This is a genomic window from Paroceanicella profunda (genome assembly GCF_005887635.2).
Lineage (GTDB): Bacteria > Pseudomonadota > Alphaproteobacteria > Rhodobacterales > Rhodobacteraceae > Paroceanicella > Paroceanicella profunda.
In genome coordinates this window covers 38,426-57,172 of record NZ_CP040819.1, presented here as the reverse complement: position 1 = coordinate 57,172, position 18,747 = coordinate 38,426, and the positions used below count along the sequence as shown (strand labels likewise).

Genomic DNA, 18,747 nt, shown 5'->3' with positions numbered 1-18,747 from the left:
TTCGATGGTTTCGCGAACGACAACGGATGTTCAGTCCGCCGCAATCAGCGGCGGAAGCGTCCGCGCTTCAGGCCCCACGGATCCTCCGGCGAAGGTCCGCCGCCGCCGCGATGCCGTGGCCGATGCGCGCGGGCGCCGGCGCGTCGAACAGGGCGCGTCCCGCTGACGGGCTCCGGAGCATCGGCCCCGGCGTGTCAGGAATCCGCGCCCCTCGACACCCGTTGTCCGATCCTCCCCCGATCTGCGGGGCATCTCCGCAGGGGCGCGGCCGGCGCCCGCGCAGTCACGCGCGCGGCCCCCGCCGGGGCCGCGGACGGCCCGACGGGGGCTCGATGCCCCCGAGGGACGTGGCCAGCCGTCCCGACGGGCTCCGGTCTGCCGGGCGGTGCCGCTCCGCGGGGCCGGGGCGGTCAGGCCGGGGCGGTGGCTCCGTCGGCGACGTGGCCTTCCCCGGGGGTTTGCGCGCTGAGCTGGCGGTAGGGGCCGGGGCGCGCCAGCAGCTCGGCGTGGCTGCCCGAGTCCCGGACCTCCCCCGCCTCGATCACGAATATCCGGTCCGCGTCGCGGATGGTGGTGAGGCGGTGGGCCACGATGAGCGTGGTCCGCCCCGCGGAGAGCTCCGCGAGCGAGGCCTGGATGGCCCGTTCCGTCACGCTGTCGAGGGCGGAGGTCGCCTCGTCCAGGATCAGGATCGCCGGGTCCTTCAGGAACATCCGCGCGATCGAGATGCGCTGCTTCTGCCCGCCGGAGAGCTTCACCCCGCGCTCGCCGACCAGCGTGTCGATCCCGTCCGGCAGCCCGGCGATGGTCTCCTCCAGCCGGGCGCGCCGCGCCGCCTCGAGCACCTCCGCGTCGCTCGCGCCCAGCCGGCCGTAGGCGATGTTCTCGCGCAGCGTGCCGCCGAACAGGAACACGTCCTGCTGCACCACCCCGATCTGCCGGCGCAGCGAGACGAGGGTCATGTCGCGGATGTCCATCCCGTCGATCTCGATCGCCCCGGAGGTGACATCGTAGAAGCGCGGCGGCAGGGAGCAGATCGTGGTCTTGCCCGCGCCCGACGGCCCGACGAAGGCCACCGTCTCGCCGGCGGCGATCTCGAAATCGATGCCGTTGAGCTGCGGCCGCCCGGGCTGGTAGGCGAAATGCACGTCGCGGAACCGGATGCGGCCGCGGAAGGCCGGCGCCTCCCGGGCGTCCGGGCGGTCCACCACGTCCGGCTCGGTGTCGATGAGCGCGCAGTAGCGCCGGAAGCCGGCGATGCCGCGCGGGTAGAGCTCCATCATCGTGGTGATCTTCTCGATCGGCCGGAACAGCACCCCCACCAGCAGCAGGAAGCCCACGAACTCCCCCGCGCTCAGCGTTCCGCCGATCACGAACCAGGTGCCCGCCACCATCACCGCCGTCTGGGTGAGGCGCATCGCCAGGTAGTTCAGCGTCATGCTGGCCGCCATCACCCGGTAGGCATCGAGCTTGGTGCGCCGGTAGTTGCGGTTGTTCACGGCGAAGAGCGCGCGCTCGTGGTTCTCGTTGGTGAAGGCCTGCACCACGCGGATGCCGCCCACGTTTTCCTCCACCCGGGCGTTGAACTCCCCCACCCGGCCGTAGATGGCCTGCCATGTCCGGGTCATCCGCGCGCCGTAGCGCATGGCCACGAAGGCCGTGGTGGGCACCACCACCGCGGTGATCAGCGCCAGTTCCCGGTTCACCAGGAACATCAGCACGAAGGCGCCCACGAAGGTCATGATCGCGATGAAGATGTCCTCGGGCCCGTGGTGGGCCACCTCGCCCACCTCCTCGAGGTCCTTGGTGATGCGCGCCACCAGGTGGCCGGTCTTGCGCTCGTCGAAGTAGCTGAAGGAGAGTTTCTGGATGTGGTCGAAGGCGCGGCGGCGCATGTCGGTCTCGATGTTGATGCCCAGCATGTGGCCCCAGTAGGTCACCACCACCATCAGCCCGGCATTGAAGAGATAGAGCGCCACCAGCCCGGCGGAGGCGAGCAGGATCAGCGCCCAGTCCCCCTGCGGCAGCAGCTTGTCGACGAACACCTGCACCGCCATGGGGAAGCTCAGCTCCAGCAGGCCGCCCAGCACGGCACAGCCGAAGTCGAGACAGAACAGCCCTCGGTAGGGCCGGTAATAGGAAAAGAAACGCGCAAGCATCGGGGCTCTCCGGGGCGGTGGCCCTGGCTGGCGGCGTGATCCGGAGCAAGGCGCGCCACGGCGGGCGGTCGCGAGGCTCGGGTCAGCCGCTCGGCGGGGGGCGGAAGGGCGGGCGGGACGGCGCGGAGCCGGCCGGCTCCATCGCTCATACCCCGCCGCGCCCCGCATCTCAAGCGCGCGCGTCCGGGCATCCGCGCGCCCCCGCCGCGCGCAGGCCTCCAGCCCCCCGCGCAGCGTCCCGGCGCCGGGCGGCGGCAACCCGACTTCCAGCGATGCGTGTTAGGCCTCCCGGGCCGGAAACGCCGCGCGCGCAGTCCCCGGAGGCCGGGCGGTGGCTACCCGGCCTCCGGCGCCGCCTGCCCGGCCTCCCGGGCCGGCAATGCTGCACGCAGGGTGGCCCGTCCCGTCATGCGCGAGCATTCAGCCCCGCACGAAACCCCCGGCCTCTGGCGCCACGTGTTCGGCCTCCCGCGCCGGCGGCGGCGCGCGCAGGTCCCCGGCCTGTCATGCGCAGGCTTCGAGACCCGCACGCAGCGCGCGGGCGCCGGGGGGCGGCAAGCCGGCTTCCAGCGCGGCGTGTTCGGCCTCCCAGGCCGGCAGCGCCGCGCGCAGGGTGTCCCGGCCGGCGGGCGTGAGCAGGAGCAGCCGGCTGCGCCGGTCCGTCTCGCCCACCCTCACCTCCACCAGCTCCCGCCGCACCAGCGGCTTCAGCGCCGCGGTGAGCGTGGTCTGGTCCATCGCCAGAAGCTCCGCGACCGGGCGCATCGACGGCGGTTCCGGCCGGTTCAGCGACATCAGCAGCGAGAACTGCCCGTTGGTCAGCCCATGCGGGCGCAGCGCCTCGTCGAAGCGCCGGGCCAGCGCGCGGGCGGCGCGCTGCACGTGCAGGCACAGGCAGGTGTCGCGCACGCGCAGCGTGGTTTCGAAGGGAATGGGGTCCGGTTTTGACATGAGCAAACAATATTGATATCAATATGAATCAGCAAGCTCAAAGCGGCCCGGGCCCACCGGGTGCATCTCCAGGGAGGCTCGACGCCCATGACACGTATTTCCACGCGGGAAGACTGGCTGGTGGCACGCAAGGCGCTGCTCGCCGGTGAGAAGGCCCTCACCCGCCAGCGCGACGCCCTCGCGGCCGAGCGCCGCGCCCTGCCGCGGGTGCGCATCGCGAAACCCTACCGCTTCGAAACCCGCGCCGGCGTGACCGACCTCGCCGGCCTGTTCGCCGGGCGCAGCCAGCTCATGGTCTGCCATTTCATGCTGGCGCCGGGTTGGGAGGCGGGCTGCACCGGCTGCTCGTTCCTCGCCGACCATTTCGACGCCATGCTGCCGCACCTGCAGGCGCATGACGTCAGCCTCACCGCGGTGTCCTCCGCGCCGCTGGCCGAGATCGAGGCCTACCGCGCCCGCATGGGCTGGGCCTTCCCCTGGGCCTCCTCCGCCGGGTCGGACTTCAACCGCGACTTCGGCGTGAGCTTCACCGAGGAAGAGCTCGCCTCCGGCACGGTGGATTACAACTTCCGCGCCACCCCGCGTGAGACCGCGGGCCCGGAGATGCCGGGCCTCAGCGCCTTCGAACGGGCGGAGGACGGCAGCGTGCTGCACAGCTACTCCAGCTATGCCCGCGGCTCCGAGGAGCTGGTCGGCACCTACATGATGCTGGACCTCGCCCCGAAGGGCCGCAACGAGACCGCGGGGATGGACTGGGTGCGCCGGCATGACGAATACGCGCAGGGCCCGGCGGCCGCCTGCTGCCATGGCGGCTGACGCGCCGTCCCGGACCGCGCTGGCGGCGCTGCTGGAGGATGGCGTCGCCTCCGGGCGCCTGGTCGGGGCCGTGGGCCATGTTTCGCGCGCGAAAGGGCCTGACATCACCCTCTGCGCCGGGATGGCCGACGCGCAGAGCCCGATGCGCCCGGACACGCTGTTCCGCATCGCCTCGATGAGCAAGCCGATCCTTGCCGCCACGGCGCTCTGCCTGGTCGCCGAGGGGCGGATCGGCCTCGATGACCCGGTCGCGCCCTGGCTGCCGGAGCTTGCCGCGCCGCGGGTGCTGCGCCACCCGGACGGGCCGCTCACCGACACGCGGCCCAGCCCGCGCGACATCACCCTGCGCGACCTGCTCACCCTGCGCTTCGGCCAGGGCGCGATCATGGCGCCGCCCGGCGCCTGCCCGATGCAGGCGGCGCTCGCGGCTGCCGGGCTGGCGCCGGGGCCGGGCCCGGTCACCCTGTCGCCGGAGGCCTGGATGGCCGCGCTCGGCGCCCTGCCCCTGCGCCACGCGCCCGGCGAGGCCTGGGCCTATCACACCGGGTTCGAGGTGCTGGCGGTGCTGCTGGCCCGGCTGGCCGGCGCGCCGCTGGAGGAAGTGCTGCGCCGGCATGTCCTCGACCCGCTGGGCATGGAGGACACCGGTTTCCACGTCCCGCCCGGGAAGATCGACCGGCTCTGCCTGGCCTGGGCCCCGGGCCCCGACGGCCGCCTGGACCTGCAGGACGCGGCGCGGGGCGGGGCCCATGCCGCGCCGCCCGCCTTCCCCTGCGAGCTGGTGTCCTGCGTGCGGGACTTCGACCGCTTCGCGCGCATGCTGCTCGACGGCGGCGCCGGGCCGCGCGGCCGCGTGCTGCCGGAGGCCGCCGTGGCCGCGATGCTGACGGACCAGATCACCCCGCAGCAGAAGGCCCGCTCGCCGTTCTTTCCCGGCTTCTGGGAGCAGGGCGGCTGGGGCTTCGGCATCGGCGTGGGCCGCGACGGCCGCCTGGGCTGGGAGGGCGGCTACGGCACCAGTTTCCGCATCCACCCCGCCAGCGGCACAGTTTCCATCCTGCTCACCCAGCGCATGATGACCAGCCCGCAGGATGTCGCCGCCTTCGACCGCTTTCACGACCTTGCCCTGCCACCCCGGGCCTGATGCCCCTTATCGGAGACCGCGCCGTGACCTCCTCAGCCGCCCGTTTCGTCTGGTACGAACTCATGACCGACGACCTTCCCGCCGCGCAGGCCTTCTATGCCGATGTTCTCGGCTGGAAGCTGCGCGATGCCGGCATGCCCGGCTTCACCTATCTCGTCGCCGCCTCCGCGGGGGGAGACCGCGCCGGGCTGATGGGCATCCCGCCCGAGGCCGCCGGGATGTCGCCCTTCTGGTGCGGCTACCTGGGCGTGGCGGACGTGGACGCGATGGCCCGCCGCCTCGCGCAGGAGGGCGGCACCGTGCAGCGCCCGCCGGAGGACATTCCGGGCGTCGGCCGTTTCGCCGTGGTGGCGGACCCGCAGGGCGCGGGGTTCTGCCTGTTCACCCCCGCGGAGGGCCGCATGCCACCGGCGCCCGAGGCCGGGGAGCCCGGCACCGTGGCCTGGCACGAGCTCTACGCCGGCGACATGCCCGCGGTGTTCGGCTTCTACGAGACCCTGTTCGGCTGGCGCCGCGACCGGCTGATGGACATGGGCGCGATGGGCGGCTACCAGATCTTCCTCCAGCAGGATGACCTTCCCGGCGGCATGATGACCCGCACGCCGGAAATGCCCGGCCCGCGCTGGCAGTTCTACTTCGCCGTTGACGCCATCGACGCCGCCGTCGCCCGGCTGGAGGCCGGCGGCGGCACGGTGCTGATGGGCCCGCACCAGGTGCCGGGAGACACCTGGGTGGTGCAGGCGCGCGACCCGCAGGGCGCCCTCTTCGCCCTCCACGCCGCCAGGCGCTGACGCGAAGGCCCCCGCCCGGCCGTCTTCCCGCGACGGGGGATGCGCGCGCGGCACAGGCAGAAAGCGGCGCGCCGCCCGGGGGGCTGGTTCGACCACCCCCGGCTGTGCCGACTGCACGCCCCCCGGCCGATCATCCGCCAGGCCGGGGGCTTCGGGCTTCGGGCTTCGGGCTTCGGGCTTCGGGCTTCGGGCTTCGGGCTTCGGGCTTCGGGCTTCGGGCTTCGGGCTTCGGGCTTCGGGCTTCGGGCTTCGGGCTTCGGGCTTCGAAAGCCATCCGGGTCCGGCCGGCCTGTCAAGCACGTCCATCACATCTTCCCCTGCCCTGTTGCAAGCGCGGGGGAAGGTGACTATCGTTCCCTTCATCCGTTGGGGTGCCCGTAGCCGGGCTGAGAGATGCGAGCCGCGCATCAACCCATCGAACCTGATCCGGGCAATGCCGGCGTAGGGAACGGGTTTTGAGCGAGGCGCCCCCCGAGGGGGAGAGCCCCGCGTCACCGCCTCCCTTGCCGGCCCGGACCGCGCAAAGGAGAGACGGCGATGACAGGTTTTCCGCACTCATGCCTTCCCGGGCCGCATGCCGGCCTCGCGGGCTGTCAGCGCACTTCGGGCTGGCGGGAGATGACATGTGCCCGCCCGCTGCGCGCCGGCCCGCAGGCCCGCGCGCGATGAGCGTCGAGGTCACCATCCTGGGGGCCGGGGTGGCCGGGCTCACCGTGGCCAGCGAGATCACCCGCCGGGGCGGCGCCGTCACCCTTCTGGACCGCACCGGCCCGCCCGGCCCGCACGGCTGCTCGTGGTGGGCCGGCGGCATGCTCGCGCCCTGGTGCGAGGCGGAGAGCGCGGAGGAGCCGGTGCTGCGCCTCGGCCGGGAGGCGCTCGACTGGTGGGACAGCCACGCCGGCGGTGTGACCCGGGCCGGCACTCTGGTGCTCGCCCTCGGGCGCGACGGCGGCGAGCTGGACCGGTTCGCCCGCCGCAGCACCAGGCACGCGGCGCTGGACGCCCCCGGCGTCGCGGCGCTGGAGCCCGACCTCGCCGGACGCTTCCGGCGCGGGCTGTTCTTCGCCGGGGAGGGACACCTCGCCCCGCGCGCCGCCCTCGACGCGCTGCGCGCCCGGCTGGAGGCCGCGGGCGTGCGGATCGGCCAGGGGGAGGACCCGGGCCCCGGCCCGGTGATCGACTGCCGCGGCCTCGCCGCACGCGACGCCCTGCCGGACCTGCGCGGCGTGAAGGGCGAGATGCTGGTGCTGCGCTGCCCGGACGTGAGCCTCTCGCGCCCGGTGCGGCTGCTGCACCCGCGCATCCCGCTCTACATCGTGCCGCGGGGGGACGGGGTCTACATGCTCGGCGCCACCTCGATCGAAAGCTCGGAGCGCGGGCGCATCACCGCGCGCTCCATGCTGGAGCTGCTCAGCGCGGCCTACGCCCTCCACCCCGCCTTCGGCGAGGCGGAGATCCTGGAAATCGGCGTCGACGCCCGCCCCGCCTTTCCCGACAACCTGCCGCGCCTGCGCCGCCGGGGCGCCACGCTCTACGTGAACGGCCTCTACCGGCACGGCTTCCTGCTGTCGCCCGCCATGGCGCGCATGGCCGCCGACCACCTGTTCCACACCACCCGACCGGAGATGATGGATGAAGATCTTTCTGAACGGTGAGCCGCGCGAGATCCGCGCCAGCCGCCTCGACGAGGCCCTCACCGAGCTCGGCTACGCCGACGCCCGTGTGGCCACAGCACTCGACGGCGCCTTCGTGCCCGCCCCCGCCCGCCCCGACACGCGCCTCGCCCCCGGCTGCGCGCTGGAGGTCCTGGCCCCGATGCAGGGAGGCTGAACATGCGCAGCTTCTACGGAGAGACGCTGGAATGCCGGCTGATGCTGGGCACCGCGCAATACCCCTCCCCCGCCATCATGGCCGAGGCCTTCCGCGCCAGCGGCGCCGGGGTGGCCACCGTGTCGCTGCGCCGCGAGGCGGGGGGGCCGGGCGGGCTCGCCGGCCAGGATTTCTGGGCGCTGGTGGAGGGCATGGGCACCCGCATCCTGCCCAACACCGCCGGCTGCCACACGGTGAAGGAGGCGGTCACCACCGCCCACATGGCCCGCGAGATGTTCGGCACGCCCTGGGTGAAGCTCGAGGTGATCGGCCATACCGACACGCTGCAGCCCGATGTCTTCGCGCTGGTGGAGGCGGCGGAGATCCTCACCGCCGAAGGCTTCCGCGTGTTCCCCTACACCACGGAGGACCTGGTGGTGGCCGAGCGCCTGCTCGCCGCCGGCTGCGAGGTGCTGATGCCCTGGGGCGCGCCCATCGGCTCGGGCCTGGGGCTCACGAACCTGCCGGGCCTGCGGGCCCTGCGCGCGCAGTTCCCCGAGGTGCCGATGGTGGTCGACGCCGGCATCGGCCTGCCCTCCCACGCCGCACAGGCGATGGAGATGGGCTATGACGCGGTGCTGCTGAACACCGCCGTGGCGAAGGCGGGAGACCCGGCCGCGATGGCCCGGGCCATGGCGCTCGCCGTCGAGGCCGGGCGTGCCGCCTTCGCCGCCGACCCGATGGAGCCGCGCGACATGGCCGCCCCCTCCACCCCGCTGATCGGGAGGGCCTTCCTCGCATGAGCACGCTCGACCGGTTCTACCCGATCTTCGACAGCGCCGCCTGGATCGCCCGCATGCTGCCCCTGGGCATGCGCCTCGTGCAGCTGCGCGTGAAGGACATGGCCCCCGAGGCCCTGCGCGCCGAGATCCGCGCCGCGCGCGACCTGTGTGCCGCCGCCGGAGCCGTGCTGGTGGTGAACGACCACTGGCAGATCGCCATCGAGGAGTGTTGCGATTTCGTCCACCTCGGACAGGAGGACCTCGACGTGGCCGACGTGCCCGCCATCCGCCGCGCCGGCCTGCGTCTCGGCCTCTCCACCCATGACGAGGCGGAGCTGGAGCGCGCCCTGTCCCTCGCCCCGGATTACGTGGCCCTCGGCCCGGTCTACCCCACCATCCTGAAGAAGATGCGCTGGGAGCAACAGGGGCTCGCGCGCCTCACCGAGTGGAAGGCCCGCGTGGGCGCCACCCCCCTCGTCGCCATCGGCGGCATGAGCGTGGAGCGCGCGCCGGGCGCCTTCGCCGCCGGGGCGGACATCGTCTCCGTCGTCACCGACATCACGCTGAACGCCGACCCCGAGGCGCGGCTCGCCGCCTGGGTGGAGGCCACGCGATGACTGCCCGCTACGCCCGCCAGCAGATCCTGCCGGAGGTGGGGGAAGCCGGCCAGGCCCGCATCCGCGCCGCCCATGCGCTGGTGATCGGCGCCGGCGGCCTCGGCGCGCCGGTGCTGCACTACCTCGCCGGCGCCGGCCTCGGCCGCATCACCCTCTGGGATCCCGACCGGGTGGAGACCGGCAACCTGCACCGCCAGGTGATCTTCTCCGCCGCCCATCGCGGCCGCTTCAAGGCCGAGGCCGCGGCGGAAGTCTGCGCGGCGCTGAACCCCGACTGCCTGGTCACCCCCGTGGTCGGCAGCATCGACCCCGGCACGGTGGAGGCGGCGCTCAACGGTGTCGACCTCGTGATCGACTGCGCGGACAGTTTCGCGGCCAGCTACACCGCCTCCGACGCCTGCCTCGCGCGCGGCCTGCCGCTCATCAGCGGCTCGGTGCTCGGGCTCTCGGGCTACGCGGGCGGCTTCTGCGCCGGCGCGCCCTCGCTGCGCGCGGTCTTTCCCGACCTGCCGGAGCGCATGGCCTCCTGCGCCACGGCCGGCGTGCTGGGGCCGGCGGTGGGGGTGGTGGGCTCGCTCCTCGCCCAGCTCGCGCTCAGCCATGTGCTGGGCCTCAGCCCCTCCCCCCTTGGCCGGCTGGTGAGCTGGGATGGCGGCGCCCTGCGCTTCGGCGGCTTCCGCTTCGACGGCGCGCCGGAGCCCGCGCGCGCGCCCCGCTTCATCGCCCCCGCCGCCATCGCCCCCGGCGATTTCGTGGTCGACCTGCGCGGGGCGGAGGAAGCCCCCCTGCCCGCCACCCCCGACGCGCTGCGCCTCGGCGTGCCCGATCTCGGCCCCGGCGGCCCGCTGCCCGGGCCGGGCCAGCGCGCGGTGCTCTGCTGCCGCTCCGGCCTGCGCTCCTGGCAGGCGGCGAACCGCCTCGCCGCGCGCTGGGAGGGCGAGATCGCCCTCGTCGCCCTCGGCGAAGGCGCGGGGCAAGCACCCCTCGGTGAGGCCGCCGGTCCGGGAGCCCAAGACGGGCGCGCGGCTCAGGGCACCCCCGGTGAAGGCGCGGGCCGGCGCCCCCCCGGCGAGAGCGCCGGGCAGGACACGTTCAGCGCGCGCGCCCCAGCCGGGCCGGGCCCCGCATCGCCAGCCCCCGCAGGCGGCCCCGAGGCCGCTTCCGCATCCCCCTTCGCCCCCCGGGGCGACAAGACCTGACACACCGGAGAAACGCCCCATGAAACCGCTCGCCCTCGCCCTTGCCCTGCTCGCCGCCGGCCCCGCCGCCGCGGCGGACCACCTCACGGTGATGCTGGACTGGTTCGTGAACCCCGACCACGGGCCCATCGTCATCGCCCAGGAGAAGGGCTATTTCGCCGACGAGGGCCTGGAGGTGGAGACCATCGCCCCGGCCGACCCCTCGGACCCGCCGAAGATGGTGGCCGCCGGCCGGGCCGATATCGCGGTCTCCTACCAGCCGCAGCTGCACCTGCAGGTGCATGAGGGCCTGCCGCTCATCCGGGTGGGCACGCTGGTGGCCACGCCGCTCAACTGCCTGCTGGTGAAGGCGGACGGGCCGATCGGCAGCATCGCCGACCTGAAGGGCCGCCGCGTGGGCTTCTCCGTCTCCGGGGTGGAGAGCGCGCTGCTCACCGCCATGCTGGGCTCCGGCGGGCTCACGGCCGATGACGTGGAGATGGTGAACGTGAACTGGTCGCTCTCGCCCGCGCTGATGTCGGGGCAGGTGGACGCGGTGATCGGCGCCTTCCGCAATTTCGAGCTGAATCAGATGGCGCTGGAGAACGTGCCCGGCCGCTGCTTCTACCCGGAGGAGGCGGGCGTGCCGGCCTATGACGAGCTGATCTACGTCGCCAACCCGGAGCGGATGGACGCGGCGGTGATCTCGCGCTTCCTTGCCGCCACCGAGAAGGCGGTGCAGTTCATCGTGAACCACTCGCAGGAGAGCTTCCGCATCTTCGCCGCCACCGCGCCGGAGCTGGACGACGCGCTCAACGCCCGCGCCTGGGCCGACACCGTGCCGCGGCTGGCCCTGCGCCCCGCCGCGCTGGACGCCGGGCGCTATGCCCGTTTCGAGGCGTTCATGGCCGGGGCCGGGCTGATCGACGGCACCCTGCCGGTCTCCCGCCTCGCGGTCGACACCGGCGCGGTCGGGGAACCCGCGCAATGAGCCCGCACCCCGACTACGGCACCGCCTTTCGTGCCTGGCGCGCCGCCGCTGGCCCGGACTGGGCGGCCTACACCGGCCACCGCTTCGTCACCGGGCTGGGCGACGGCAGCCTGCCCCGGCCGGCCTTCCTGCACTACCTGCGGCAGGACTACGTGTTCCTGTTCCACTTCGCCCGGGCCTGGGCGCTGGCGGCGGCGAAGGCGGAGCATCTCGACGAGATGCGCCTCGCCGCGCGCACCCTCGACGCGCTGGCCAATGGCGAGACCGCCCTGCACGTGGAGACCTGCGCCGCCGAGGGCATTGACGAGGCCACGCTGATCGCGACGCCCGAGGCGCCGGAAACCCTCGCCTACACCCGCTACGTGCTGGAGGCCGGCTGGTCCGGCGACCTGCTGGACCTGCTGGCCACCCTCGCGCCCTGCGTGCTGGGATACGGCGAGATCGGCGCGCGGCTGGCGGCCATGGCACCACCCGATGCCCCCTACCGCGGCTGGATCGACACCTATTCAGGCGCCGATTACCAGCAGACCTGCCGCGCGGTGGGCGCCCTCACCGATGCCGCCATCGCCCGGCGCCTCGGGCCGGGAGCGCAGGAGCTGCCGCGCTGGCAGGCCCTCACCGCGCGCTTTTCGACCGCCACACGGCTGGAGGCCGCGTTCTGGGACATGGGCCTGCGCGGCGGGCCGGCATGACCGCGCCGGGCATCACCCTGTCGGGCCGCGGCCTGCTGGGCGGGCAGACGCTGTTCGGCCCGCTCACCCTCGCGCTGCCGGCCGGGCGCTGGACCTGCCTGCTCGGCCCCTCCGGCGCGGGAAAATCCTCCCTGCTGCGGCTCATCGCCGGGCTCGACACCGCGGTGCGGCTGGAGGGCGGTGTCTCCTTCAGCGATGGCGCGGGGCCGCAGGGGCGCATCGCCTACATGGCCCAGACGGACCTGCTCTGCCCCTGGCTGGACGTGCTGGGCAACGTCGCCCTCGGGCCCCGGCTGAGAGGCACGCGGCCGGACATGGCGCGGGCCCGGGCGCTCATTTCCGCCGTCGGGCTCGAGGGGCGCGAGGACGCCCGGCCCGGCGCGCTTTCCGGCGGGCAGCGCCAGCGGGTGGCGCTGGCGCGCACGCTGATGGAGGACTGCCCGGTGGTGCTGCTCGACGAGCCCTTCTCCGCGCTCGACGCCCGCACCCGCGCCGGGATGCAGGACCTCGCGGCGCGACTGCTCGCCGGGCGCACGGTGCTGCTGGTGACCCATGAGCCCGGCGAGGCCCTGCGCCTCGCCCACCGGCTGCTGATGCTCGGGGACGGTGCCCTCACCGAGATGCCGCTGCCCGACGCCCCGCCGCCCCGGGCACCGGACGCGCCGGACACCCTCACCGCCCAGGGCAGCCTGTTCCGCGCCCTGCTCGGCACCAGCGGCTCCGCCGGCGCACCGGCATGAGCGCGCCGGCGGAGCCGCTGGTGCCCGCGCACCCGCACACGCCCGGCGCCGCGCCGGCTCTCGTCCGGCGGGTGGCGCCGGCCTGTGTCGCCGGGCTGGCGATCCTCGCGCTCTGGCAGGGGGTGGTCTGGGTGGCGGCGCCGCCGGCCTTCATCCTGCCGGGGCCGCTGGCGGTGGTGCGGGCGCTCGCCGGCAATGCAAGGCTGATCGCGGGGCACGGGCTGGCCACGCTGTGGGAGGTGCTGGCCGGGCTCGTGCTGGGCGCGGGCCTGGGCGCGGCCACGGCGGTGGGGCTGGCCTTCTCGCGCCGGGCGCGGGTGCTGGCGATGCCGCTGCTGGTGCTGAGCCAGGCGGTGCCGGTCTTCGCGCTGGCGCCCCTGCTCACGCTGTGGTTCGGCTACGGGATGCTGCCGAAGGTGGCGATGGCGGTTCTGATCGTCTATTTCCCCGTCGCTTCGGCGTTTCTCGACGGGCTGCTGCGCACGGATCCGGGCTGGCTGGACCTTGCCCGCACCATGCGGGCGCGGCCCGGGCGGGTGATGTGGCACCTGCGCATTCCCGCCGCCCTGCCTTCCCTCGCCTCCGGCCTGCGGCTGGCGGCGGTCTATGCGCCCATCGGGGCGGTGATCGGCGAATGGGTCGGCGCCTCGCGCGGGCTGGGCTACCTGATGCTGCTGGCCAACGGGCGGGCGCGGATCGACCTGATGTTCGCGGCCCTCTTCGTGCTGGTGGTGCTCACCCTCGCGACGCGGCTTGCCGTGGGGCTCTTGTGCAGGCGGCTGGACTGACAGCCGCTACGTCCGGGGGCCTCCCGCCCGCCGCGCCCGCGTGCCCTCGCCCCGAGCCGCTGACGCGCAGCGCCGGGAGCCGGGAGCCGGGAGCCGGGAGCCGGGAGCCGGGAGCCGGGAGCCGGGAGCCGGGAGCCGCAGGCACCACGCCCGGCGCTTCGTGTCAACGCTTCCGCAACCGGCTGGGCGCGATGCCCTCCACACGGCGGAACGCGCGGGAGAAATCCGAGAGGTGGCGGTATCCGAGCCTCTGGGCGATCTCGCTCAGCGGCATCTCCCCCCGGCGCAGGTACTCGCGCGCCACGGCGCTGCGGGCGCGGTCGAGCTCGGTGCGGAAGCTCAGCCCCTCCGCCTCCAGCCGACGGCGCAGGCTGCGGTCCGAGAGGCCCAGCCCGGCGGCCACGGCGGCCTGGCTCACCGGCGCGCGTCCCAGCGCCTCCAGCAGGGCCGCGCGCAGGGTGCCGGCGAATGCCGCCTCGCGCGGCGGGCTGGCCACGCCGCCGGGCCCGCCCCGGGCCAGGGCGCCGGGGCGCAGGCTGAGCTCCATCGCGGCGTCGGGATAGGCGAGGTAGTTGCTGCCGCCGCCATAGACGCAGGGCAGCCCGGCCACCCGGTCGATGCGGCCCAGGCGCCCGTGGGGGTCATGCTCGAACACCACCGCCTCGGGCACCACGGGCCCGGCCGAGCGCACCAGCCCGTCCAGAAATCCGAAGGTGAATTCCACGTCGCGCGCCCGGGGCCAGATCGCGGGATCGAGCACGCGATACTCGATGGTCGCGAGCCCGGCCTCGTGGCTCAGCCGCACCACGGCGCCGGACTGGAGCCGCCCGATCTCGCCGACCACGGCCCCCAGCGCGGTGCCCAGCCGCAGACCGGCGTGCAGCATCGGGAACAGCCCGGCGGCGGAATTGCGGGCGAAGGCCCGGCCGCAGTGCCACAGGAAGCCCGGACGGTCGCCCGCATCCCCGGCCGCCTCCAGCAGCCGCACGAACGTGTCGAGGTCATGCGCGCCGCCCGCCTCCGGCGCCTCCAGCCGGTCCACGCCGGCGCGGGCGCGCAGCGCCGCCATGTCCAGCCCGGCGGCGCGGAACTCCCGTGCGAGGCCGGCCAGCACGCGGGCGTCGATCGCGCCGGGAAGGGTCATGAGGTCGGACATCGCGCGGGGCCCCCCGGGACGGGTGAGTGGAGATCCCGAGCCTACGGGAGGGCCGGCCGGCCGGTCAATCTCGGGCACCGGGGGCGGTGTCCCCTCGCGACGGGGCAGCTTCGCGACGGCGCGGCGCCCCGGGCCGTACCCGTGGCTGGTCCGGACGCCGCCCCCTGCCGCACAGGGCCCGTCGCCGGGGCGGGATGGCGCGAAGTGCAGCCCGCGCGCACGGTGCCCGCACCCCCACCGGGGCGGCGTGCGCGGGCGAAGCGGGGGGCCCGCCCGGATGAGGCGGGGGTTCCGGCCCCGGGGCGCGGAGCGTCTTCAGGGGGACCGGGCCCCGGGCCGCGCGGGGCGGCCCGGGGGGCGGGTCAGGACGGGTCGCGCACCGTCATCGCGGGGTTGTGGGAGAAGAAGTTGAACGGCATCAGCGTGATGCCCTTCCACATCGTCGGCATCACCGGCCAGTCCTCCATGCGCGGCACGTGGTGGAAGCCCATCGTGTACCAGGTAACGATGTCGGTATCGACGATCGGCCGGTCCTGCGCCACCCAGGTGCCCAGCGTGTCCGAGCCGTCGGACTGGAAGGCGTATTCGCCGCCCGCGTAGCGCTCGGTGGCGGAATAGGGCGTGGTCCAGATCGTGTAGTCGATGTAGGGGTTGCGGCGCGCCGGGGGGTCGTTCTCCACGTCCAGCGGCGAGTAGGCCACCGAGTTCCCGGGGTTGATCATGTAACCCGGATGATGGCCGAGGCCGCTCTCCCTGCCCATGTTGGCGATGTGGTACATGGCGGGCGTGGAGGGGTTGATGCGGTAGCGGCCCTCCATCTCGGTCTTCGGCATCACCGTCTCGGTCACCCACATGGAGCGGCGCGGCAGGCCCTCGGGCATCTGCGCGGCCACGAGCCCGGTGCGCATGAAGCTGTTGGCCTGGCCGTCGATGTCGAAGTCCAGCCGGAAGTTGAAGAAATGGTCGTGGTTCGGCGCCACGAGATTGGGCGCGATCAGCGTGCCGTATTTCGTGTCGGCCTCCGCCGTCGGCGAGGCCATGGAGGTGGCGGCGACACCCTTCACCGCGTCGAGCCCGGTGGCGCCCACCATCACCCGCATGTTGCCGTTCTGCTCGAACACGTAGTCGATGAGGTAGTCGTAATTGCCCACCTCGGAGGCGGAGCGGACCACGAGCTCGGTGGCCGGGCGGCCCTCGGCGGGGGTGAACTGGTCCGGCGACTGGGCGAAGATCTCGAAATGCCGCCACACCGGGTCGCCGATGTTGCGCTCGAAGATGCAGAGCGCGTCGGGGATCTCCACCGGCGCGCCGTCATCGGCATGCACCACGGCCGGCAGGAAGGTGGCATAGGCCGGGCAGTCCACTCCGGCGTGCAGCGGGCTGAGGAAGATGCCGAAGCCGTATTCGCCGCTGTCCATGTAGGTGCGCCAGTACCAGCCCTCGTCGGGGTCCATGTAGGGCACGAACACCTCCGAGAGATGCGCCTGGTAGAGCACCTCGCGCCAGGCGCCGGCGTCTGTCACCCCGATCTCGGAGAGCACCACGCCGGGGCGCTTGTCCACCCGCCAGCGGAAGCTCCACATGTCCCAGGTGACCTTCGAACCCTCGATCACGTAGTTCGGCCCGCCCTCCTGGCCCAGCACGGCCGGGCGGGTTTCGGGGCGCAGGTCCATGTCGTCGCGCGCCGCGATCTCCTCCTGGGTGACGCCCCAGCCGTCCTGCGGCACGGGGACCACGCCGGTGTCGACCACGTCGACCACTTCGCCACCCTTCAGGTCGACCACGGCAAACAGGCCCTCCACGGGCTTGGCGTAGAAGTTCGAGGAGGTGGGGTTCACGTAGCAGGGCACCTTCATCAGGCGGCGGCCCTCCTCCTCCGGCAGTCCGAAGGCGCCGGCGGTGAGCGGCAGGCAGAACACGTCCTCGGGCGTGAGGTCGCGCTTGGCGAGGCCTTCGACAAAGGCCGGCGCGCCGAGGGCGAGGTCCATCGCGCCGACGAATTCCTCCAGCAGCAGCATGGTCTCCTCGGAGGCGGGTTGCCAGTCCGTCACCGTGCCGGCGGCGATGTCGACCACGCCGCGGAACACGCCCTGCGCGGTGGTGACGTTCACCAGCGCGGCGCGCGGTTCCGGGTCTCCCTCCGTCCAGGCCATGACCACGGATTTCTCCGGCTCCTGCAGCTCGATGAGCGGGTAGCGCGCGGCGTCGGTGACCTTGCCCTCGGCGGTGAGGATGTCGACGACCCTGGTGATCTCGTCGGGGGTGAGACCGTCCAGCGGATGGGCCTGCGCGGCCCCTGCGGCGGCAAGCGCCAGGGCGCCGCCGGCCATGAAGCGCCGGAGGCGCCGGTGTGCGGGAAGGGTCATGTCGTGCCTTTCCTTGAGTGATGTCCCTGTCGGATCCGCCACCCGGCGCGGGGAAGCGCGGCGCGGCGGAGGGGCAGTGTAACAGGCGCGTGAGCGGCGGGCTTAGCATTTCCGGCCAGCGGGCCCGGCGGATGCGCCTAGCCGCCCAGTTCGGCCACCGCCTCGGCCAGCAGGCGCACGCCCTGGTCGATGCGCTCGGTGCGGATGTAGGAAAAGCCCAGCCGCAGCCGGTCCCCGGCGGGCGCCGGGCCGAGGTAGTGGATGTCCCCCGGCTCCACCAGCACGCCGCGGCGCGCGGCGCGGCGGTTCACGTCCCAGGCCGAGATGCCCTCCGGCAACCGGCACCAGACCGAGGAGCCGCCGGTGGTCGGTGTCACGTGAACGCCCGGCAGGCAATCGGCGAGCGCCGCCATCAGCCGGCCCCAGTTGCGCGACATCCGCTCGCGCAGCCGCCGGCCATGCGCGTCGAGATGTCCTTCCGCGATGAAGATCGCCATCGCCCGCTGGTCATGCGCGGAAGGATGGCGGGTGACGAGGCGGCGGTAGGCGCGCATCTCGGCGATCAGCTCCGGCGCGGCGACCACGAAGCCCAGCCGCACACCGGGAAACAGCGTCTTGGTGAGGCTGCCGACATGGATCACCCGGCCGGAATTGTCATAGCTCGCCACCGCCGCGCGCGGGGCGCCGTGGAAGGAGAGCTCCTGCTCGTAATCATCCTCGATGACGAGGAAGTCATGCGTGCGCGCCGCCTCGATGAGCGCCAGCCGCCGCTCCAGCGCCAGGGTGACGGAGGTGGGGGACTGGTGGGACGGTGTCACGTAGACGAGGTCGAGCCCGCGCAGCGCCGGCGAGATCACCAGCCCGTCGCCGTCCACCCGCAGCGGCACCAGCTCCGCCCCGGCGGCGGCGAAGATGTTGCGCGCGTCCACGTAGCCCGGGTCCTCCAGCCCCACGCGCCGGCCCGGCGCCACCAGCAGCCGCGCGAGGATGTAGAGCGCGTTCTGCGACCCGGTGGTGACCAGCACCTGGTCCGGCGTGGCGAGGATGCCGCGCTGCGGCAGAACCCGGCTCAGGATCTGCTCCACCAGCATCGGGTCGTCCGCGTCCACCTGGTCGACCATCCACACCGGAGCGTGGTGGCCGGTGCCGGTGAGGCGGGTGGCGTCGCGCCAGCGGGCGAGCGACAGCCGGTCGGCGGCGGTCTGGCCGTAGATGAACGGATAGGCGAAGTCGCGCCAGTTCGCCGGCTTCACGATGTTGGGGTTGCGCGAGGGGGTGGAGACCAGCAGCCGGGCCCAGGGCGTGGGCGCGGCCTCCGGCGCGAACAGCGATGCCGTGCGCGTTTTCAAGGGCTTGCGCAGGTGCTGGCGGATGTACTGGTCATGGATGAAATGGCCGCGCCGCTCCACCGGGCGCAGGTATCCGTCCTCGGTGAGCTTCTGGTAGACCAGAACGGTGGTGTTGCGCGACACGCCCAGCATGCCCGCCAGCGCGCGCGAGGAGGGCAGCGGCTCATGCGGCGGCAGGGCTCCGTCCAGGATCGCGTCGACCAGCCGCTCGTGGATATGGTGCTGAAGCGAGCGCCCCGGCTCCGGCCGGTCACGGAAGTAGGTCTGCAGCATCGGGTTCATCGTCCGCCCCTGGCACCATAGAAATCCCGCCGTGGATCTAACAGGGTTTTGCCGCAGCGCGATAGCGTCTTCGGCAGGACAGCACGCAAGGGGCGGCAGCAGACCCTCCCGGCACATTCCGACAGGAAGAGGTGAA

Annotated in this window: 17 protein-coding genes and 1 riboswitch; of the genes, 12 read left to right on the top strand and 5 right to left on the bottom strand. The window is 73.6% G+C overall.

Features of this window, described 5'->3' with window-relative positions:
• Positions 1 to 410 precede the first annotated feature (410 nt).
• Together FDP22_RS18275 and FDP22_RS18270 are read right to left on the bottom strand one after the other, a co-directional pair.
• Positions 411 to 2,159, bottom strand: a complete 1,749-nt coding sequence (locus FDP22_RS18275; protein WP_138573919.1) for an ABC transporter ATP-binding protein — start codon at positions 2,157 to 2,159, stop codon at positions 411 to 413.
• Positions 2,160 to 2,663: 504 nt separating this feature from the next.
• Complete coding sequence (locus FDP22_RS18270; RefSeq protein WP_138573921.1) at positions 2,664 to 3,110, bottom strand: MarR family winged helix-turn-helix transcriptional regulator; 447 nt, start codon at positions 3,108 to 3,110, stop codon at positions 2,664 to 2,666.
• Positions 3,111 to 3,197: 87 nt separating this feature from the next.
• On the opposite strand from FDP22_RS18270, the gene FDP22_RS18265 reads away from it, so the two are divergent.
• The 12 genes from FDP22_RS18265 to FDP22_RS18210 all read left to right on the top strand — a co-directional run bounded on the left by FDP22_RS18265 (position 3,198) and on the right by FDP22_RS18210 (position 13,458).
• Positions 3,198 to 3,926: a DUF899 domain-containing protein gene (locus tag FDP22_RS18265; protein WP_138573923.1), complete on the top strand. Its 729-nt coding sequence runs from the start codon at positions 3,198 to 3,200 to the stop codon at positions 3,924 to 3,926.
• A complete protein-coding gene (locus FDP22_RS18260) occupies positions 3,877 to 5,070 on the top strand; it encodes a serine hydrolase domain-containing protein (protein ID WP_138573926.1) in 1,194 nt (397 codons plus the stop codon). Before FDP22_RS18265 ends, FDP22_RS18260 begins: the two co-directional genes overlap by 50 nt.
• A 23-nt stretch (positions 5,071 to 5,093) precedes the next feature.
• A complete protein-coding gene (locus tag FDP22_RS18255) occupies positions 5,094 to 5,861 on the top strand; it encodes a VOC family protein (RefSeq protein ID WP_346728839.1) in 768 nt (255 codons plus the stop codon).
• Positions 5,862 to 6,218: 357 nt separating this feature from the next.
• A riboswitch (TPP riboswitch) is annotated at positions 6,219 to 6,326 on the top strand.
• Between the two features lie 158 nt (positions 6,327 to 6,484).
• The gene (locus tag FDP22_RS18250; protein ID WP_239031979.1) at positions 6,485 to 7,516 is read left to right on the top strand and encodes an FAD-dependent oxidoreductase; all 1,032 of its coding nucleotides are present in this window, start codon (positions 6,485 to 6,487) and stop codon (positions 7,514 to 7,516) included.
• Positions 7,494 to 7,691 carry a sulfur carrier protein ThiS gene (gene thiS, locus FDP22_RS18245; protein WP_138573930.1) on the top strand — a complete coding sequence of 66 codons (198 nt, stop codon included), beginning with the start codon at positions 7,494 to 7,496 and terminating at the stop codon, positions 7,689 to 7,691. The genes FDP22_RS18250 and thiS overlap by 23 nt, the downstream gene beginning before the upstream one ends.
• A 2-nt stretch (positions 7,692 to 7,693) precedes the next feature.
• Positions 7,694 to 8,473 carry a thiazole synthase gene (locus FDP22_RS18240; protein ID WP_138573932.1) on the top strand — a complete coding sequence of 260 codons (780 nt, stop codon included), beginning with the start codon at positions 7,694 to 7,696 and terminating at the stop codon, positions 8,471 to 8,473.
• On the top strand, positions 8,470 to 9,069 hold the full coding sequence (locus tag FDP22_RS18235) for a thiamine phosphate synthase (protein WP_138573934.1): 600 nt from the start codon (positions 8,470 to 8,472) through the stop codon (positions 9,067 to 9,069). The genes FDP22_RS18240 and FDP22_RS18235 overlap by 4 nt, the downstream gene beginning before the upstream one ends.
• Positions 9,066 to 10,268: a HesA/MoeB/ThiF family protein gene (locus tag FDP22_RS18230; protein WP_346728838.1), complete on the top strand. Its 1,203-nt coding sequence runs from the start codon at positions 9,066 to 9,068 to the stop codon at positions 10,266 to 10,268. Before FDP22_RS18235 ends, FDP22_RS18230 begins: the two co-directional genes overlap by 4 nt.
• A 19-nt stretch (positions 10,269 to 10,287) precedes the next feature.
• A complete protein-coding gene (locus tag FDP22_RS18225; protein ID WP_138573936.1) occupies positions 10,288 to 11,238 on the top strand; it encodes an ABC transporter substrate-binding protein in 951 nt (316 codons plus the stop codon).
• Positions 11,235 to 11,930, top strand: a complete 696-nt coding sequence (locus FDP22_RS18220) for a TenA family protein (RefSeq protein ID WP_138573938.1) — start codon at positions 11,235 to 11,237, stop codon at positions 11,928 to 11,930. Before FDP22_RS18225 ends, FDP22_RS18220 begins: the two co-directional genes overlap by 4 nt.
• Positions 11,927 to 12,670, top strand: coding sequence for an ABC transporter ATP-binding protein (locus FDP22_RS18215; protein WP_138573939.1), 744 nt, complete (start codon positions 11,927 to 11,929; stop codon positions 12,668 to 12,670). The genes FDP22_RS18220 and FDP22_RS18215 overlap by 4 nt, the downstream gene beginning before the upstream one ends.
• The gene (locus FDP22_RS18210) at positions 12,667 to 13,458 is read left to right on the top strand and encodes an ABC transporter permease (RefSeq protein WP_138573941.1); all 792 of its coding nucleotides are present in this window, start codon (positions 12,667 to 12,669) and stop codon (positions 13,456 to 13,458) included. The genes FDP22_RS18215 and FDP22_RS18210 overlap by 4 nt, the downstream gene beginning before the upstream one ends.
• 163 nt (positions 13,459 to 13,621) lie before the next feature.
• Here FDP22_RS18210 and FDP22_RS18205 read toward each other — a convergent pair whose 3' ends face one another.
• From FDP22_RS18205 to FDP22_RS18195, 3 genes are all read right to left on the bottom strand, one after another.
• Positions 13,622 to 14,614 (bottom strand): helix-turn-helix transcriptional regulator, encoded by a 993-nt coding sequence (locus tag FDP22_RS18205; RefSeq protein ID WP_138573943.1) that lies wholly within the window; start codon positions 14,612 to 14,614, stop codon positions 13,622 to 13,624.
• Between the two features lie 362 nt (positions 14,615 to 14,976).
• Positions 14,977 to 16,980, bottom strand: a complete 2,004-nt coding sequence (locus FDP22_RS18200) for a copper amine oxidase (RefSeq protein WP_138573945.1) — start codon at positions 16,978 to 16,980, stop codon at positions 14,977 to 14,979.
• Between the two features lie 137 nt (positions 16,981 to 17,117).
• Complete coding sequence (locus FDP22_RS18195; protein WP_239031978.1) at positions 17,118 to 18,611, bottom strand: aminotransferase-like domain-containing protein; 1,494 nt, start codon at positions 18,609 to 18,611, stop codon at positions 17,118 to 17,120.
• Between the last annotated feature and the right edge of the window lie 136 nt (positions 18,612 to 18,747).

Coding starts and splice junctions, on each gene's coding strand:
- FDP22_RS18275 (WP_138573919.1), bottom strand. CDS start 2,159: ATGCTTGCGCGTTTCTTTTCCTATTACCGGCCCTACCGAGGGCTGTTC.
- FDP22_RS18205 (WP_138573943.1), bottom strand. CDS start 14,614: ATGTCCGACCTCATGACCCTTCCCGGCGCGATCGACGCCCGCGTGCTG.
- FDP22_RS18265 (WP_138573923.1), top strand. CDS start 3,198: ATGACACGTATTTCCACGCGGGAAGACTGGCTGGTGGCACGCAAGGCG.
- FDP22_RS18195 (WP_239031978.1), bottom strand. CDS start 18,611: ATGAACCCGATGCTGCAGACCTACTTCCGTGACCGGCCGGAGCCGGGG.
- FDP22_RS18260 (WP_138573926.1), top strand. CDS start 3,877: ATGACGAATACGCGCAGGGCCCGGCGGCCGCCTGCTGCCATGGCGGCT.
- thiS (WP_138573930.1), top strand. CDS start 7,494: ATGAAGATCTTTCTGAACGGTGAGCCGCGCGAGATCCGCGCCAGCCGC.
- FDP22_RS18240 (WP_138573932.1), top strand. CDS start 7,694: ATGCGCAGCTTCTACGGAGAGACGCTGGAATGCCGGCTGATGCTGGGC.
- FDP22_RS18210 (WP_138573941.1), top strand. CDS start 12,667: ATGAGCGCGCCGGCGGAGCCGCTGGTGCCCGCGCACCCGCACACGCCC.
- FDP22_RS18230 (WP_346728838.1), top strand. CDS start 9,066: ATGACTGCCCGCTACGCCCGCCAGCAGATCCTGCCGGAGGTGGGGGAA.
- FDP22_RS18215 (WP_138573939.1), top strand. CDS start 11,927: ATGACCGCGCCGGGCATCACCCTGTCGGGCCGCGGCCTGCTGGGCGGG.
- FDP22_RS18225 (WP_138573936.1), top strand. CDS start 10,288: ATGAAACCGCTCGCCCTCGCCCTTGCCCTGCTCGCCGCCGGCCCCGCC.
- FDP22_RS18200 (WP_138573945.1), bottom strand. CDS start 16,980: ATGACCCTTCCCGCACACCGGCGCCTCCGGCGCTTCATGGCCGGCGGC.
- FDP22_RS18235 (WP_138573934.1), top strand. CDS start 8,470: ATGAGCACGCTCGACCGGTTCTACCCGATCTTCGACAGCGCCGCCTGG.
- FDP22_RS18220 (WP_138573938.1), top strand. CDS start 11,235: ATGAGCCCGCACCCCGACTACGGCACCGCCTTTCGTGCCTGGCGCGCC.
- FDP22_RS18270 (WP_138573921.1), bottom strand. CDS start 3,110: ATGTCAAAACCGGACCCCATTCCCTTCGAAACCACGCTGCGCGTGCGC.
- FDP22_RS18250 (WP_239031979.1), top strand. CDS start 6,485: ATGTGCCCGCCCGCTGCGCGCCGGCCCGCAGGCCCGCGCGCGATGAGC.